The sequence below is a fragment of the Sulfurovum sp. XGS-02 genome (assembly GCF_023213175.1).
Lineage (GTDB): Bacteria > Campylobacterota > Campylobacteria > Campylobacterales > Sulfurovaceae > Sulfurovum.
The window spans coordinates 699,105-714,829 of the sequence record NZ_CP093312.1; the positions used below are offsets into that span (position 1 = coordinate 699,105).

At 42.3% G+C, this 15,725-nt stretch carries 17 protein-coding genes and 3 tRNA genes; 6 read left to right on the forward strand and 14 right to left on the reverse strand.

The window, feature by feature from the left end; genetic code table 11:
- Positions 1–55 precede the first annotated feature (55 nt).
- Genes MN086_RS03445 through MN086_RS03460 form a run of 4 tightly spaced genes read right to left on the reverse strand, consistent with a single transcriptional unit; the run spans position 56 to position 3,693 of the window.
- Entirely contained in the window at positions 56–769 is a 714-nt protein-coding gene (locus MN086_RS03445) for a TIGR02453 family protein (protein ID WP_248576664.1), read from the reverse strand.
- Positions 769–1,524 carry an envelope biogenesis factor ElyC gene (gene elyC / locus MN086_RS03450; RefSeq protein WP_248576665.1) on the reverse strand — a complete coding sequence of 252 codons (756 nt, stop codon included), beginning with the start codon at positions 1,522–1,524 and terminating at the stop codon, positions 769–771. Before elyC ends, MN086_RS03445 begins: the two co-directional genes overlap by 1 nt.
- 3 nt (positions 1,525–1,527) lie before the next feature.
- Entirely contained in the window at positions 1,528–2,745 is a 1,218-nt protein-coding gene (locus MN086_RS03455; RefSeq protein ID WP_248576666.1) for a saccharopine dehydrogenase family protein, read from the reverse strand.
- Positions 2,746–2,778: 33 nt separating this feature from the next.
- Positions 2,779–3,693, reverse strand: a complete 915-nt coding sequence (locus MN086_RS03460) for an AEC family transporter (RefSeq protein ID WP_248576667.1) — start codon at positions 3,691–3,693, stop codon at positions 2,779–2,781.
- Between the two features lie 58 nt (positions 3,694–3,751).
- Between MN086_RS03460 and MN086_RS03465 the strand changes: the two genes are divergently transcribed.
- A complete protein-coding gene (locus tag MN086_RS03465) occupies positions 3,752–4,309 on the forward strand; it encodes a DedA family protein (protein WP_248576668.1) in 558 nt (185 codons plus the stop codon).
- A gap of 56 nt (positions 4,310–4,365) precedes the next feature.
- Here MN086_RS03465 and MN086_RS03470 read toward each other — a convergent pair whose 3' ends face one another.
- The 3 genes from MN086_RS03470 to speA all read right to left on the reverse strand — a co-directional run bounded on the left by MN086_RS03470 (position 4,366) and on the right by speA (position 8,170).
- A complete protein-coding gene (locus MN086_RS03470) occupies positions 4,366–5,532 on the reverse strand; it encodes a pyridoxal phosphate-dependent aminotransferase (protein ID WP_248576669.1) in 1,167 nt (388 codons plus the stop codon).
- Between the two features lie 68 nt (positions 5,533–5,600).
- A complete protein-coding gene (gene cysE, locus MN086_RS03475; protein ID WP_248576670.1) occupies positions 5,601–6,302 on the reverse strand; it encodes a serine O-acetyltransferase in 702 nt (233 codons plus the stop codon).
- Positions 6,303–6,304: 2 nt separating this feature from the next.
- Positions 6,305–8,170: a biosynthetic arginine decarboxylase gene (gene speA / locus MN086_RS03480; RefSeq protein ID WP_248576671.1), complete on the reverse strand. Its 1,866-nt coding sequence runs from the start codon at positions 8,168–8,170 to the stop codon at positions 6,305–6,307.
- Between the two features lie 69 nt (positions 8,171–8,239).
- Here speA and MN086_RS03485 point away from each other — a divergent pair, with 69 nt between their 5' ends.
- The 5 genes from MN086_RS03485 to MN086_RS03505 all read left to right on the forward strand — a co-directional run bounded on the left by MN086_RS03485 (position 8,240) and on the right by MN086_RS03505 (position 12,384).
- Complete coding sequence (locus tag MN086_RS03485) at positions 8,240–9,343, forward strand: ABC transporter permease (RefSeq protein ID WP_248576672.1); 1,104 nt, start codon at positions 8,240–8,242, stop codon at positions 9,341–9,343.
- Positions 9,340–10,113: an ABC transporter ATP-binding protein gene (locus MN086_RS03490; protein WP_248576673.1), complete on the forward strand. Its 774-nt coding sequence runs from the start codon at positions 9,340–9,342 to the stop codon at positions 10,111–10,113. Before MN086_RS03485 ends, MN086_RS03490 begins: the two co-directional genes overlap by 4 nt.
- Positions 10,106–11,017, forward strand: a complete 912-nt coding sequence (locus tag MN086_RS03495) for an MlaD family protein (RefSeq protein ID WP_248576674.1) — start codon at positions 10,106–10,108, stop codon at positions 11,015–11,017. The genes MN086_RS03490 and MN086_RS03495 overlap by 8 nt, the downstream gene beginning before the upstream one ends.
- Positions 11,014–11,601 (forward strand): ABC-type transport auxiliary lipoprotein family protein, encoded by a 588-nt coding sequence (locus MN086_RS03500; protein WP_248576675.1) that lies wholly within the window; start codon positions 11,014–11,016, stop codon positions 11,599–11,601. The genes MN086_RS03495 and MN086_RS03500 overlap by 4 nt, the downstream gene beginning before the upstream one ends.
- A 171-nt stretch (positions 11,602–11,772) precedes the next feature.
- Positions 11,773–12,384, forward strand: coding sequence for a porin family protein (locus MN086_RS03505; RefSeq protein ID WP_248576676.1), 612 nt, complete (start codon positions 11,773–11,775; stop codon positions 12,382–12,384).
- Between the two features lie 43 nt (positions 12,385–12,427).
- On the opposite strand, the gene hisS is transcribed toward MN086_RS03505, so the two are convergent.
- The 7 genes from hisS to MN086_RS03540 all read right to left on the reverse strand — a co-directional run bounded on the left by hisS (position 12,428) and on the right by MN086_RS03540 (position 15,592).
- Positions 12,428–13,639, reverse strand: coding sequence for a histidine--tRNA ligase (hisS, locus tag MN086_RS03510; protein WP_248576677.1), 1,212 nt, complete (start codon positions 13,637–13,639; stop codon positions 12,428–12,430).
- Positions 13,636–14,217, reverse strand: coding sequence for a dTMP kinase (gene tmk / locus MN086_RS03515; RefSeq protein ID WP_248576678.1), 582 nt, complete (start codon positions 14,215–14,217; stop codon positions 13,636–13,638). The genes hisS and tmk overlap by 4 nt, the downstream gene beginning before the upstream one ends.
- Positions 14,217–14,699 carry a pantetheine-phosphate adenylyltransferase gene (coaD, locus tag MN086_RS03520; protein WP_248576679.1) on the reverse strand — a complete coding sequence of 161 codons (483 nt, stop codon included), beginning with the start codon at positions 14,697–14,699 and terminating at the stop codon, positions 14,217–14,219. The genes tmk and coaD overlap by 1 nt, the downstream gene beginning before the upstream one ends.
- Positions 14,692–15,222, reverse strand: a complete 531-nt coding sequence (locus MN086_RS03525) for a UbiX family flavin prenyltransferase (RefSeq protein WP_248576680.1) — start codon at positions 15,220–15,222, stop codon at positions 14,692–14,694. The genes coaD and MN086_RS03525 overlap by 8 nt, the downstream gene beginning before the upstream one ends.
- Before the next feature lie 81 nt (positions 15,223–15,303).
- Positions 15,304–15,378, reverse strand: a tRNA-Gly gene (locus MN086_RS03530).
- 34 nt (positions 15,379–15,412) lie between these two features.
- Positions 15,413–15,488 (reverse strand) — tRNA-Gly (locus MN086_RS03535).
- A 19-nt stretch (positions 15,489–15,507) separates the two neighbouring features.
- Positions 15,508–15,592, reverse strand: a tRNA-Leu gene (locus MN086_RS03540).
- Positions 15,593–15,725: the final 133 nt, after the last annotated feature.

Genomic DNA, 15,725 nt, shown 5'->3' on the forward strand with positions numbered 1-15,725 from the left:
TTACTCTACACTCTTAACTTTCGTACACTTATTTAAGAAATATACAGGTCTGTTTTCAGTAAAGGTCTTCTGGTATTATCTCTTCAACGCAGGTAAGTTCATAGACCCATTGCTGCAGGTCAAGCATATCTTCGTAGATCTTGAAATTCCTCTCTATGATGGCTTCAGATTGAAAGGTTTCATCAGGCGGGAAGGTCGTATAGGCATACATCGCACCATAGAGGTAGAGGTAGAGGTAGGCATAGGTGTCCTCTTTGTCCAGTCCTGCAGGGTAACGTTTAAATTGGGGCTCAGGTACACTATATCCTTTTCTTTTAAGCTCTTCCAGGATGTGATGCAAACTTTCTCTCTTTGTATCGTTTTTGATGTACTCTCTGTAGGTTGCAAGTAAAGGTGGCTTGAAATTCCGTATACCTGCAGCGACAAAGACTTCAAAGGGATCATAATGCATATAAAAGGAACTGCTCTGCATACGATGTGTCGCACCCTGCCAAAATATGATGCCTATACGTTCCTTGATCGGGTCCAGCCTATGAAACCTGGCATCACGATAGATACGGAAGAGAGATTTGTTTATTTTGGGTATGGCATGGATATGAGGTACAAGTATTTGCAGATGTTCACCCATCTCTTCAACGTAGGCTTTGTTGGGTGCAACGATGTATTTCTCATACTCCTCTTTATGGTCATCAAGCCACTCTTTGGAATTGTTGATGATGATGTTGCTGAGGAAGCTAAGTCCCTCTTTTGGGAAACCTGTAAACTGCATTAGATCCCTTTGATTTTCTGCCAGATCAGGCCTAGAAGTTCATGAAAAGCTACACGCGATCTCATGAGTGCTTCTGAGGAAAAGAATTTGGTATAGTCTAAATATTGTGTGCTTGCCAAATGATTCGTTGGTGCCGGAATAGGCGCTAATCCCTCATTTTTGAAAAAGTGCATGGCTCTTGTCATATGAGATGCTGAGGTAACCAAGATGAATGGTTTATCACCCAGCAGTGCTTTTGCAGCTTTTGCTTCCTCTTCGGTATCTCTTGGTTCGGGGCGCAGTATAAGCTTCTCTTCTTTTACACCTAGGGCCAGTGCCAATTTTTTTTGCATCACAGCATGGGTAGTAGGATCAAATGATCCTCGATACCCTGAAACAATGATAGTGGCTTCTTCATGTAGTTGGTGGTAAAGGCGTATGCCTTCTGTTAAGCGAACAACAGAGGCTTCAACGACCTGAGAAGTTATGGGCAAATTTTTATCCGTATGATGTCCCCCTCCTAGCACATAGATATATTTGATATTCCCAGGTGCATTGTGAAGTGTCGGAGTGTTTGACTCAAGACTGTGTAAAAGCGTGTTGGCAACTGGTGGATAGGAAAAGAAAAAGAGCCATACGATGCTCAATGCAAGTAGGAATTTTGCCGGCTTTATTTTGTGTCTGTAGAGTAAGACTAAAGCCAAAACGATGAAAAACACTCCAAGAGGAAGGGGCATTAAAAACATAGAGATCAACTTTTTGAGTAAAAAATCCATTATTTACTCTACGATCCTTGTCTCATCCGCTCCGAGTTCTATGACTTTCCAAGGCAACCCTTGTTTGTTCAACTCTTCCATAAAAGGATCAGGGTCAAGCTGTTCGAGGTTAAAGACACCTTTGCCTTCCCATTTGCCTTCAAGCATCAGTTTCGCTCCGATCATCGCAGGTACACCTGTGGTGTAACTTACCCCCTGACTCATCACTTCTGCGTAACACTTTTCATGGTCACTCACTTGATAAATGTAGATGGCTCTCTCTTTACCGTCTTTGATACCTTTGGCAAAGATGCCGATGTTCGTTTTACCTTTGGTACGCGGTCCTAAACTCGCAGGGTCCGGAAGCAGGGTAGAAAGGAATTCCATAGGAACGATCTTCATGCCTTTGTGTTCGACCTCTTTGATCCCCAGCATACCCACATTTTCCAGACACTTCATATGTGTAAGATAACTCTGTCCGAAAGTCATGAAGAATCTGATCCTTTTGAGTCCCTTGATATGTTTGACCAAGGACTCCATCTCTTCATGGTAAAGCAGGTAACTGTCTTTTGGCCCCACTTCCGGGTAATCCCACACTTGCATGATCTCCATTGGTTCAGTCTCTATCCACTCTCCGTTCTCCCAGTAGCGACCTTTTGCGGAGACTTCGCGAAGATTGATCTCAGGGTTGAAATTGGTTGCAAAAGGGTAGCCATGATCCCCTGCATTACAGTCAAGGATATCTATGGTGTGGATCTCATCGAAATAGTGTTTCTGTGCATAGGCACAAAAGACATTGGTCGCGCCAGGGTCAAAACCGGATCCAAGAAGTCCCATGATGTTCGCTTTTCTGAACTCTTCATCTCTCGCCCACTGCTCTTTGTACTCAAATTTAGCGGTATCAGGGTGTTCGTAGTTTGCCGTATCGAGATAGTCTACCTGCATCTCTTCACAGGCATCCATGATGGTAAGGTCCTGGTATGGAAGGGCCACATTGATGACAATACTCGCTCCAGTCGCAGCAATAAGTTCTTTTAGCTCAGGTATGGAATCTGCATCGACTGCCCGTGTCTGTATCTCTACGCCTGTTTTTTCTTTGACATTTGCAGCGATGGCATCACATTTACTGAGCGTACGGCTTGCCAAAGTGATATTTCCAAATGTTTCAGCATTCATCGCACACTTGAAAGTAACAACATTTCCGACACCGCCGGCACCAATGATAAGGGTATTTTTAGACATGAGAACTCCTAGTAAAGTTATATGGTTATTTTATCACAAATAGTAGTGATTTATGATATAGCTAAGTCCAAATAACAATGGCATAAACAAAAGTGTACTAAGCAGAATGAGTGAAGTGACATCTTTTGGTCTGCAGTTATAGAGGGAAGCCAGATTGATATTGGCAACAGCCAGAGGTACCATCATCTCCATAAATATCACCCCTTGTACAAAAAGTGGCAGATCTGTCAAAGAGAGTATGAGAGCCGTTGCCAACGGAACTATGATGAACTTTTGGCCTATGGTCCCTATAAAGAGCTTTGGATGCAGCTCTTTGATACATATGCCCTGCAGGAATGTGCCAAGTAAAAAAAGCTGCAGCACGATACCGGCATAGGCCCCCATTTTGAAAAATTCAATGATCTCAGAACTGAGAGGCACCTCATAGATATTGATGAGTATCGCTACAATGGAAGCCGGGATAATAGGGATCCTGATAATGTTCAAGAGTGAATCCCTGATACTGAATGAACCACGCGAGTAGATGTAGACACCGATGATATAGACGACAAAGACATTGGCGATGTTGATCAGGGTCGTATAGATGACAGAGGCTTCTCCAAAAAGGGCGATACCCAGCGGAATACCTATGTTCCCTGTATTCCCTACAAATCCGGCAATGGAAAAGATGGCCCTCTCTTTAGGATCACTGAAAAGTGCTTTCCCCAGCAGGATGGTCGGAAAGAGCAGCAAAAGGATAATGGCAAGATAGATCAGAGGGACATACAGGTGCTCGCTCTGCAGCCTTGCTGTACTAAAACCCCAGATGGTGACAAAGGGCTGTAAAAAGTAAACAGACATCAGGGTCAGTGTTTTTGGATTCATCTCTTCTTTAAAGATGCGTTTAGCCATATAGCCTAAGAGTATGAAGACATAGACAAAGAGTATGCTCATTAGTGTTTCAATCATGAGAAGGATTATAACTTATTTTGGGTATGATTCTTTAATAACATATTTAGGATTTTTCATGGATTTTTCTTCTTTAGAGACTTGGGGTTACCTGGCGATTGCATTTTTTGCATTTGGTGGTTCACTCTTTATTGTTGCTGCAGCAGGCGTCTTTTCGTTTATGGGCAATATGGACTTGAGTATCGCGTTGGCCGTGGCTACGGTATCAAACTTTTTGGGAGATATCTTTCTTTTTTATCTGGGGAAATACCAGAAAAAAGAGATACAGCCTTACTTTGCGAAACATAAACGTAAAATAGCCCTTGCAACACTCATCATGCGAAAGTACGGCGTATGGGCCATTTTCATACAGAAGTTTCTTTACGGTATCAAAACCCTTGTACCGCTCTCTATGGCACTTGCCAAATATGACTTTAAAAAATTCGCTTTCTATAATGTATTTGCCTCTATTGTATTTGTACTGACGATAGGATTGAGTGCATATTATTCAAGTGAGGCTATCATTGCAGTGTTCGAGTTTATCAAGGTATATCCATGGATAGCACCGGTTATCTTGTTCAGTATCATAGGGGCTGTGTGGTTTGCAATGGAGAATATGACGAAGAAGAAAAAGTAGTTTAAAGTGAATGCAGACCAAGAGAACATATCTTGGTCTAGAACGTATAAAGAGTTTTACTTTTTACTCTGTACAAACTTCTCAATACGTCTGATACCCTCACGGATCGTTGTGATATCAGTGGCAAATGAGAACCTGAAGTAACCTTCTGCACCAAAACCTATACCCGGAACGACAGCCACACCTGTAGACTGAAGCAGTTCTTTACAGAACTCTATAGAGTCATTTGAGATATCTTTGATATTGACGAAGAGGTAAAATGCACCTTGTGGTTTAAGTACAGAAAGACCGTCAATTTCGTTAAAGAGTTTCACTGCCTCTTCCGCTCTTCCCTCAAACGCTCTTCTCATTTGTTCTATTTCACTATCGACTTCACCAAGCAGTGCAGGGATAGCCGCTTTTTGTGTAATAGAGTTGATGTTTGATGTACTTTGGCTCTGAAGCTTGTTCATGGCAGCTACGAGTTCTTTGTTCGGTGTTGCCAAGTATCCAAAACGCCATCCTGTCATTGCTACAGATTTGCTGAGACCATTGACGGTGACAGTCCTTTGGAACATATCTTCACTGATACTTGCCGCGGCTACAAAGTCGATGTCATAGACAAGTTTCTCATACATTTCATCACTGACCACCATGATATCCGTCCCTTTAAGTACAGCTGCCAGTGCTTCAAGCTCTTCTTTAGAATAGACCGAACCTGTAGGGTTTGACGGAGAGGTCAAGATAACCATTTTTGTTTTAGGCGTAATCGCAGCACTGAGCTGATCAGCAGTCATTTTGAATCCGCTGATCTCATCTGTCTCTACGATGACAGGGACAGCACTTGCATATTTGACCAGCTCAGGATAGGTGACCCAATAAGGTGAAGGAATGATAACCTCGTCACCTTCATTCAGTACTGCTTGAAAAAGATTAAAAAGAGACTGTTTTGCACCATTGCTTACGATGATGTCTGAAGGTACGTAGTCAAGGTTGTTGTCTCTTTTCAGTTTTGCTGCTACGGCTTCTAAAAGATCTGGTATACCCGGTACTGCAGTATACTGTGTAAATCCGTCATTGATCGCTTTGATAGCCTCATCTTTGATACGTTGAGGGGTCCCGAAATCCGGTTCACCCGCAGAGAAAGAAAGAATATCTTTTCCTTGTGCTTTTAAATCACGTGCAAGTGAAGAGATAGCTATAGTAAGAGACGGAGAGAGTGTTTGGATACGATCTGAAAGCATATAAAAACCTTTGATTATAAATTGTATAATTATATCTGAAAATGCGTTAAAAAAAGCCGTTGATCTTTCTAATCCATAGAGTGGATAAAGTTATCATAAAGCGCATCGAGCTCATGGTCTTTTTCTTTGATATGTGCATTGTCCCCTGTTTCAATCGCTGTCTCAAGTACTGCAAGACGTTTAAGAAGATATTGAAATATCTCTTTGTTGACATCGGGGATCTTATCGTGACTGAGCGGGGTTTTGTCGAATCCGCGTTTCAGTACACGTGCAGGGATACCAACCGCAGTTGAATCGGCCGGTACATTTTTCACCACAACAGAGTTCGCACCGACTTTGGAGTTGGCCCCGATGGTGATGTTTCCGAGTACTTTAGCGCCTGCTCCGATGACTGCACCATTTTCCACGGTCGGGTGTCTTTTGCCTTTTGTAAGACTGACGCCACCAAGCGTAACCTGCTGATAGATGATCACATCATCACCGATGACCGCTGTTTCACCGATCACAACGCCAACACCATGGTCAATGAAAACCCTGCGGCCGATGGTCGCAGCGGGATGTATATCAATCACTGTTAAAAACTGTCCTATAGCAGAGATAAGCCGTGGAAGGAATCTTAGACCTTTTTTGTAAAGCGGGTGTGCCAAACGATAAAACAAAAGTGCCCATAATCCGGGATAGTTAAAAAAGAGTTCAAAGGTAGAGTGCAGGGCAGGGTCATTTCTTTTTACATTAAGAAAATCTTCTTTGATAAGACTAAATGAATTCAATTTTAACGCTCCTCGTCAATGGCTTGTATGGTCTTAAGATAGCTATTTTCACTTAAATAAAGGTAAAGTTTTCCTAAAAGTTCACGTTTTTCTTCACTGTTGAGATGTACAGATTCTTCTATATGATATTTGAGTTTTTTATCCATCTGATAGGTGTCATAATCCAAATCATCTAAAATATCCATAATGTTCTGTGCCTCGATCAAATTATCTACTGTATATTTTCCCTCTTCATCAAAATTGATCACTACTTCAGTAGGGTGGGTAAAGAGGTTGTGTTTCATGCCTAAGACTTCCTGGTAGGCCCCTGTCAGGAAAAAGGCTAGAAAGTACTCTTCCGTATCCACATCTATGTCATGGAGGTAGAGCGGGAATTCACGATTAAAACCTATCTCCCCATCACTGTCACAAGTGATATCCCAAATGCTTGCCGGGTTGGTTGGTTTGGTATCTAAGCGGTCCAAAGGCATGATAGGGAAGTGCTGTGCCAAACCCCAGAAGTCAGGCAGTGACTGGAAAGCCGAGAAGTTGACAAGATACTTTTCCTGTATACGGTCTTGTAGTTTTTTGAGTTCATCACTGTCTTCATCTTTGAGTAAAGCGATCGATTTTTTGATGATAAGGTTTACAAGGATCTCTGTATTTGAACGGTCTTCAAGGTCAATGTACCCTAGATCAAAAAGCGTGAGCAGGCTCTCCATATGATCGAGTGCATCATGCAGGTATTCTCTGGCACGTTCACGGCTTAAAGAGTTGTACAGGTCATACAGCTCTTGAACAAGCGGAGGATTGACCTCTTTAAGACGCAATCCTTTCTCTGTATACTCTTGGGAGAAGAGTTCAAGTACAGGGGCAACAAGCACCGAATGTGAAGCAGCGATATAGCGTCCTGATTCGGTAAAGATATCCGGCTCTTCCACACCTTTTCTTTTAGAGATATCCTGCATCAAGAAAACCACGTCATTGGCAAATTCACGTAGAGAGTAGTTTCTCTCCTGTTTATCTTCATGTTGACTGTATTCAACCGCAAGGCCTCCACCAATGTTGATCGCCCCCAGTGCATCAGCCCCACGGTTTTTGAGGTCTGCATAAATGTTACCGGCTTCTCTCAATGCTTTTTTCAGCGGAGCGATGTCACCCATCTGAGAACCTATATGAAAGTGGATCATCCAAAGGTAGTCTAGAAGCGCATGTTCTTCCAGCATGGAGTAGACTTCAAGAAGTTCAGTAGAGGTAAGACCGAATTTAGAACCGTATCCCCCGCTTTTTGCCCATATGCCTATGCCTGAACTGTGAAGACGTATACGTACACCTATCTTAGGTGCGATAGGTGTTTCTGCATCCGCATTAAACTCTTTGTTAACCTGGATGATCGTCTCCAACTCCGTCAAACCCTCTATGGTTACCGTGATATTATGTCCCATTTTGGCTGCGATGAAACAGAGTGATATCATCTCTTTGTCTTTAAAGCCGTTTACTGTGATCGGTGCACCAAGAGGTGTTTTCGTCATGGCAATGATCAGTTCTGCTTTACTTCCCGCTTCGAGGCCGTAGTTGTAATTTTGGGAAACATCCATAAGGGCATGCACAAAATTTGGGAACTGATTGACCTTGAGAGGAAAAACAGCTTGAAAATTTCCTTTGTATTTAAACTCCTGTTTGGCTTTTTCAAACGTGTTAAAGAGTGTAGATATCTGCTTCTCAAGGAGATGGGGGAAACGAAGAAGAAGGGGTCCTTTATAGCCTTTTTCACGGATCTCCTGGGTAATAGAGATTAGTGATGGCTTAGACGCATGATTGATATTGATAGTATCACCCTGAATGATAAAGTTTTCATCCCCCCACATATCTAAACCAAAATTTTTCATAGTTGTGCCTTATTGTTTTATTATGATAATTATAGCCAAACTTAATCTAATCTTACCTATAATATTTCTATGATGAAACAGTTCTTAACCTATGAAGCAGACCAGGACCACTTTACGCTTATCTCTAAGGGAGAATGGATGCTTGCTACGGTACTTCAAATAGAAAAGGAACTGCTCCAAATTCCTTATGATAAAAAGATCGTTTGGGATGTTTCTGGTATCAGTGATTTTGACAGTGCAGGCGTACTGCTTTTTATAGAATATTATGAACGATTTCAACAAAAGACGGATGTGGAGATCGTAGGGTATACCCAGAGCCAAAAAGACATGTATACACTGCTTCATAGAAACATCCCGGAGATCGAACCTCCCAGAAAAAAAGGTATGCTGGAAAAGCTGGGTAGAAGAAGCTATGAAATATTGGATGAAGTGAAGAGTTTCATTACCTTTTTGGGTCATCTTTTTTATGCGATGTTCCATACCTTTGTCAAACCTAAAGATATACGTTTTAAAGAGACCATATACCATGTTCACCAGTCAGGCTTCAATGCCCTGATCATCATCGCCTTAACATCATTTTTAGTGGGAATGGTCATCTCCTATCAGGGGTCTGTTCAGTTGGCCAAGTTCGGCGCAGATATTTTTATCGTAGATACCGTTGCAATATCCATTACCAGGGAGCTGGGACCTATGATCACAGCTATTGTGATCGCAGGGCGCAGCGGATCTGCCTATACGGCTGAAATAGGGGCTATGAAAATTACAGAGGAGATAGCTGCCATGCGTACGATGGGGTTTGATCCTTATACTTTCTTGGTACTTCCGCGTATCTTCGCTTTAATGGTAGCACTGCCGTTGTTGATCTTCTTTGCCGATCTCATAGGTATCTTGGGAGGTATGGTAGCTGCAAGTATGCAGCTGGATATTTCAATGGGACTCTTTACCCAAAGGCTTTATGAAGTGTTGGAAGTAAAACACTATCTACTTGGTATGATGAAAGGACCGGTCTTTGCATTTCTCATTGCTGCGGTAGGATGTTTTAGGGGATTTCAGGTCTCTTATAACACAGAGAGTGTAGGGTTGCATACGACAGCATCTGTGGTGAACTCGATCTTCTTAGTGATCGCATTTGATGCACTCTTCTCTGTGATCTTTACGGAGCTTGGGCTATGAACACAGTCATTCAGGTCAATGATGTCATCACACGGTTTGCTGAAAGAACGGTTCATGACGGGGTGAGCCTACATATTGATGAAAATGAGATCTATGCGATCTTGGGCGAAAGTGGCTCAGGAAAATCCGTACTGATGAAAGAGATGATCATGCTACTCGAACCCAGTGCAGGTGAAATAAGTGTTCTGGGCACATCCCTTAACCGTATAGGTTTCAAAGAGGCGCAGGCATTACGCAGTGACTGGGGTGTGCTTTTCCAGTTTGGCGCACTCTACTCCTCGTTGACCATTGCAGAAAATATAGAGGTACAGCTTAAGGAGTATACAGATATCTCAAAAGGGATGAGAGATAAACTGGTACGATCCAAGTTGGCACTGGTAGGATTGGAACCGCATGTAGGTAACCTCTATCCTTCCGAGCTCAGTGGAGGGATGGTGAAGCGTGCTGCCCTTGCAAGGGCACTGGCGATGGAACCCAAGCTCCTTTTCTTAGATGAACCGACATCGGGACTCGATCCCATAGGGGCACGAAATTTTGATGCACTGATCGTGGAGCTGCGTGATCTGCTGGGTATCACTGTCGTGATGATCACACATGATCTTGAGAGCATATTCAGTATTGTAGACAGGATGGCAGTTCTGGCAGATAAAAAGGTCGTTGCACAGGGGTCACTGGAAAATGTGTTACAATCACAACATCCCTTTGTAGAAGAGTTCTTTAAGAATGAGTACACCAAAGAGAGATTTAAAGATAAGGTTAAAGATGTATAGCAGAGTCAATTATACCATTGTAGGTGTCTTCGTACTGCTCTTTGGCGCAGGTATGGTATGGTTTGCTTTTTGGCTTGCCAAATATGATCTGCAAGAAGAGTTTGATATCTATAAACTTGAAATGCGTGAATCTGTTGCAGGCCTTTCCATAGATTCCAATGTCAAATTACGCGGTGTGGATATCGGGAGTGTTAGTGCTATACAAATTAATCCTCAAGATATAGAAACAGTTGAGATATTCGTCAAGATCAAAAAAGGGATACCTATCAAAGAAGACATGGTAGCACGTACCGCAATGTTTGGTGTGACGGGACTTTTGTCCATAGAGATCGAGGGTGGTACGAACGCAGCTAAAACCTTACAACCTACCAAAGACCATATTCCTCTGATCAAGACAAAAACTTCCTTTCTTACGCAGTTAGCAGGTGACATCGGCGGAGCGAGTGTAAAGATCGAAGCGCTTTTAGAACAGAGTCACAAACTACTTTCGGATGATAACATTGAAACCTTGGGAAATATTCTTGACAATATAGAACAAATGACAGCCAAAGGGGAAGAGCTGGAAGATAAGCTTATACTCTCTCTTGAAGAGTTCAGGACTGCTCTGGCAAGTATGAATAGGGATTTCAAATTGATTCAACAAGATTTTGCAGACATTAAGCAAGTCTCTGTACCTACCATCGATAAATTGATGGAAACGAGTAAGAATTTCAACCGTGTGACACTCAAAGTCGAAAATACCATAGAGAGAGGGGATTACAATCTCAAACAGATCTTTGAACCTATGCTCATAGAGATACGCATACTGACCAATCAGCTTAATACCATGTCAAGACAACTCGAACAAAATCCTAGTGATCTACTTTTTAAATCCAGAACATTAAGAAAGGGGCCGGGGGAATGAGAAGAAGTATATCTACCCATATCGTAACGATGATGATAGCTGCAGGATGCATAGGATGCAGCAAGGCACCTGTCATTAATGTCTATAGCCTCAATGTGCCTCAGGTTCAAACAGAGAGTAGAGGTGCCTATAAAGAGAAAAGTATCAAAGTTACGTTCCCGCAAAGTATCAAAGAACCGCTGTCTGAAAAAATGCACTTTTCCTATACGATCAACGATAGAGGAACCTACCAAAATTCCCAATGGTCCAACAACATGAGCAGGATTCTACAAGGTACATTTATAGAAGTGCTGGATAACAGCAAACGCTTTAAAGTGGTACTCTCAGATATGTCGACCCTTGAAGAGAACTATAGACTGGAAAGTAATATTTTTGATTTTGAACACCAGGTACGCGGTAAAGACTCCTACGCAGCGGTCTCCATACAGTTTACCCTTATCGATGCAGATAGGGGCAGACTGGTAAAAAGTAAAAGGTTTTCTTACCGAGAACCTACACCCACCACAGATGCCAAGGGCTATGCGGTTGCAACCAATAACGTGATCGCCAAACTCAGTCAAGATCTCTTAAAGTGGCTTAAATAATATTGATACACCTGATTTATTTTATTTAGTCCAAAAATGAAAAAATTCAATAATATCAGGAAATTTGATCAAAAATCACTTTTTGTGCAGTAAAAATTGTTTATTTAAGTCAATTGATATTACTATTTATAATATTAATTATTTGATAGTATTCAAACAAAGGAAAATATGATGAAAAAAACATTAGTGGCAGCTGCACTTTCAGCACACTTGACAACACAGCTTTTTGCCGGAGGAGATATAGCTCCTGTTGAGGTACATGAGCCGGTTTTAGAAGAAGCAGCGCATGCACACCATGAAGAGTCAAAGTTCTATTTGGTAGTTGCCGGTATGACGCTACTGGGTGATGAGATCCACCATGGTGAGGCACTTCTTGATGGTGATGATGAGTATGGCTACGGTTTTGGTATCGATATAGGGTACAGACTGGGGAATGGGTTTGCAATTGAGTATGACTATACGTATGGGAAGAATACTGTGTATGAGATTACAGCACATGAAACAGTAGAAGCTACATCAACATACTACACATCAGCAATTGACATTGTTTACACATATGAAGCAACACATAATCTGGGTATCTTCGGTAAAGTAGGATATGAGTTTGAGTGGGAAAAGATCACTGAACTTGATATCGATGAGAGAGAAGATGATTTTGTATTTGGTGCAGGTGTTGAATATGCGCTCAATAAAGAGTATAAACTGCTGGTTGAGTATGAACATTCACTGATAGAAGGACCACATGGTGATGCTATCCTTGCAGGTGTAATGTTGAACTTTTAAGATGTAAAAATAGATACGAAACCAATAGGTTTCGTATCATCATTTAGAGTTCATTGATAGCAATGACCCTCTCTTCTTTACTTTCAAGATCTTTTATCCATACGGTTCCATTTTTCAGTTCATCTTCACCGATAAGAATGGCATATTTGGCATTGGATCTGTCTACACCTTTCATATGACTTTTGAAGCCTTTGGAGCTGTATTCAACTGTTACTTTATCCGTAAGACGTTTTTTTGTTGCAAGTTTGAGTAGTGATGGGATCGCATCTGGAGTCATCGCACCCATATAGTAACCCTCAGCCTCTTTTGCAGGCATCTTCACAAGTTCCATAATACGCTCTATACCTAGAGCAAATCCTACTGCAGGAGTCGGTTTCCCATCCAGGAATTCAACAAGTCTGTCATAACGTCCACCACCTGCGATAGCACTTTGTGCACCGATCTCACTGCTTACAAATTCAAATGCTGTTTTTGAGTAGTAGTCCAAACCTCTTACAAGATTGTCATTTACTGTGTATTTAATACCTTCTTCATCCAGCAGCTCTTTAAGCTTTTTAAAGTCCGGGTCACACTCTTCACAAAGATAGTCTTTAAGTTTAGGAGACTCTACAAGCAATGTCTGACATGTATCATTTTTACAGTCAAGTACACGGATAGGATTTGTTCCTATTCTTCGGTTACAATCTTCACAAAGTTCCTCTTTAATTTCAGTGAACGAGCTAACCAGTGTCTCTTTATACTTTGGCATACATATTTTACAACCAAGTGAATTGATCTGTAGTTCATAACCGATACCCAGTGCATCGAAGATCTGAGCGATCATGGTGATGATAGTAAAATCCTCATAGACAGATGCTTCACCAAAGCTCTCACATCCAAACTGGTGAAACTCTCTGAGTCTTCCTTTTTGCGGTTTCTCATAACGAAACATCGGCCCATAATAGTAGAACTTCTGTTTGACAGGTTGTCGGTCAAGCTTAGCAGAGATAAAGGCACGAACCACACCTGCTGTTCCCTCAGGACGCATACATACATCATTTTCACCTTTATCGATGAACTGGTACATCTCTTTGCCTACGATATCAGAGCTTTCTCCTACAGAGCGTTTAAAGAGTGCTGTCTCTTCAAGAATAGGCGTTTCGATATATCCATAGCCGTAACGCTTTGCGATACTTGAAGCAGTGTTGATGATATGTTCAAAACGTTCGCTCTCTTCAAAAGTGAGGTCTTTCATTCCACGTAGCGGGTTGATCATAGTGTATTCCTTAAATAGTCTGTTATTTGTGTGTGTATGGTCTCTATCTCTTCTGTTGCATCTACAAAAAGATGAGGGATACCAAGTTTGAGTATACTCTGTTTCATATGCTCTTGTACCTCTAAAAGGTACTCCAAGCCTCTAAGCTCAATGCCATCAAGAGATTTGGCAGAAGTACGTTCCTCCAAAGTTTTCATATCGGTCAAAAACAAAATGACCTTGTCCGGGAAATGGCCTTCAAGCGCAAAGCGGTTCAGACTCACAAGTTCATCAAAATCAAAGTCGCCATTTGCCAGAGCATATCCTATGCCGGAGAGAAACCCTCTATCAGAGATGATGACCTTGTGTTGATTCGGAGAGATCACTTCTTGGTAATGTTCCGCCCTGTCTGCTAAGAAAAGCAAAAGCTCCGCACGTTTGGAAGCCAATGAATCAGAAAGGAGTATCTCTCTAGCCTTTTTACCGAATGCCGTACCGCCGGGTTCATGCGTGACGATGATCTCAGGGTGTTTCTGTGAGATCAGTTCGATCTGCGTACTCTTCCCGCACGTGTCTATGCCTTCAAAAAGTACATACATTAAATGACACACTTTATGAGTTTAAATGCTTCATCAGGCACAAGGTGTGCTATCTTCCCATCGAAGTTCAAAATGGAACGCACCACAGATGAACTGACAAAAGCATGCTCCAGGCTCGGCATGAGATAAACGGTCTCCAACTCTTTTTTAAGTGAGGCGTTGGCATAACCCATTTGGAGTTCATACTCGAAGTCACTGACGGCTCTGAGTCCTCTTACAATGATGTTCGCGTCCAACTCATCTGAAAGATCCACAAGCAGACCTCGAAATCCTATGACTTTGACTGTAGGAAACGCTTTGGTTGCCGCTTTGACCATATCAATACGCTGTTCGAGTGAGAACATCGGCTTCTTGGCCTCTGAGTCTGCTACGGCAACGATGATCTCATCAAACATATGGGACGCCCGGCTGATAATGTCTATATGCCCATTGGTTATAGGGTCAAAAGTTCCAGGGTATATTGCACGTCTATTCTCACTCATGTTCACTCCATCTTTCATATAGATTATTGTCAATACCTAACACATCATACCACTTTCCGATGATGAACTTCTCCATATCCTCCAGGGAAGATGATTCAGAGTAGTATCCCATCACAGGCGGTGCGATGATGACCCCCAGTGTTGCCAGTTTTTGCATATTCTCCAACGCTATGGCAGAAAACGGTAACTCCCGGGGTGCAAGTAGCAACTTTTTCTGCTCCTTGATCGCTACGGCTGCAACGCGTGTGGCAAGGTTGTCACTGATCCCGCATGCGACCTTCGCCAAAGTGTTCATACTGCAAGGAATGATCGCTGTTGCATCCACCCTAAACGAACCCGAAGAGACAGAGGCTGCAATATTCTCACTGGCGTGTAGAGTGACATTTTTGTTTTCAAAAGACTCTACAGTGAGGGCATTATCGGAAACGATCACATGTACATCGATGTGCCCAGGTAAAAAGTCAACAAATTTCTTACCCAGTTGAACACCACTTGCACCGGTAATTGCCACAACAAGTTTCATAGCTATGCCTTAGTTTTTATAAAAGGGATTATAGCAAAAGAAATTAAGAGTTTGGGATTTAGTCAAAAGATCGGATATGTATGGAGCGGGCGAACGGGTTCGAACCGTCGACCCCAACCTTGGCAAGGTTATGCTCTACCACTGAGCTACGCCCGCATATCGATCATGTTTGTAAAATGGTTGGTTAAAGTGGAGCGGGCGAAGGGATTCGAACCCTCGACAGCCTGCTTGGAAGGCAGGAACTCTAGCCACTGAGCTACGCCCGCATATTTTATGTATGTTTAGTGGTACCGCAGGTCGGATTCGAACCGACACGCCCGAAGGCAGAAGATTTTGAGTCTACCAAGTCTACCAGTTCCATCACTGCGGCATGTTGCATCATGAAATGCAGAAGGGATTTTACTCCTTGGGAGCTTAAAGAAGGGTTAGTAGATTACAAATATCATCAGATAATATCTCTATAAATCGTCCGATCAAGCCGTTAGATTTATATTAAGAGTGTA

Coding starts and splice junctions, on each gene's coding strand:
- MN086_RS03525 (WP_248576680.1), bottom strand. CDS start 15,222: ATGAAACTTGTTGTGGCAATTACCGGTGCAAGTGGTGTTCAACTGGGT.
- MN086_RS03445 (WP_248576664.1), bottom strand. CDS start 769: ATGCAGTTTACAGGTTTCCCAAAAGAGGGACTTAGCTTCCTCAGCAAC.
- coaD (WP_248576679.1), bottom strand. CDS start 14,699: ATGAGTGAGAATAGACGTGCAATATACCCTGGAACTTTTGACCCTATA.
- MN086_RS03495 (WP_248576674.1), top strand. CDS start 10,106: ATGTATAGCAGAGTCAATTATACCATTGTAGGTGTCTTCGTACTGCTC.
- MN086_RS03500 (WP_248576675.1), top strand. CDS start 11,014: ATGAGAAGAAGTATATCTACCCATATCGTAACGATGATGATAGCTGCA.
- hisS (WP_248576677.1), bottom strand. CDS start 13,639: ATGATCAACCCGCTACGTGGAATGAAAGACCTCACTTTTGAAGAGAGC.
- elyC (WP_248576665.1), bottom strand. CDS start 1,524: ATGGATTTTTTACTCAAAAAGTTGATCTCTATGTTTTTAATGCCCCTT.
- tmk (WP_248576678.1), bottom strand. CDS start 14,217: ATGTATGTACTTTTTGAAGGCATAGACACGTGCGGGAAGAGTACGCAG.
- MN086_RS03485 (WP_248576672.1), top strand. CDS start 8,240: ATGATGAAACAGTTCTTAACCTATGAAGCAGACCAGGACCACTTTACG.
- MN086_RS03465 (WP_248576668.1), top strand. CDS start 3,752: ATGGATTTTTCTTCTTTAGAGACTTGGGGTTACCTGGCGATTGCATTT.
- MN086_RS03470 (WP_248576669.1), bottom strand. CDS start 5,532: ATGCTTTCAGATCGTATCCAAACACTCTCTCCGTCTCTTACTATAGCT.
- speA (WP_248576671.1), bottom strand. CDS start 8,170: ATGAAAAATTTTGGTTTAGATATGTGGGGGGATGAAAACTTTATCATT.
- MN086_RS03490 (WP_248576673.1), top strand. CDS start 9,340: ATGAACACAGTCATTCAGGTCAATGATGTCATCACACGGTTTGCTGAA.
- MN086_RS03460 (WP_248576667.1), bottom strand. CDS start 3,693: ATGATTGAAACACTAATGAGCATACTCTTTGTCTATGTCTTCATACTC.
- MN086_RS03455 (WP_248576666.1), bottom strand. CDS start 2,745: ATGTCTAAAAATACCCTTATCATTGGTGCCGGCGGTGTCGGAAATGTT.
- MN086_RS03505 (WP_248576676.1), top strand. CDS start 11,773: ATGAAAAAAACATTAGTGGCAGCTGCACTTTCAGCACACTTGACAACA.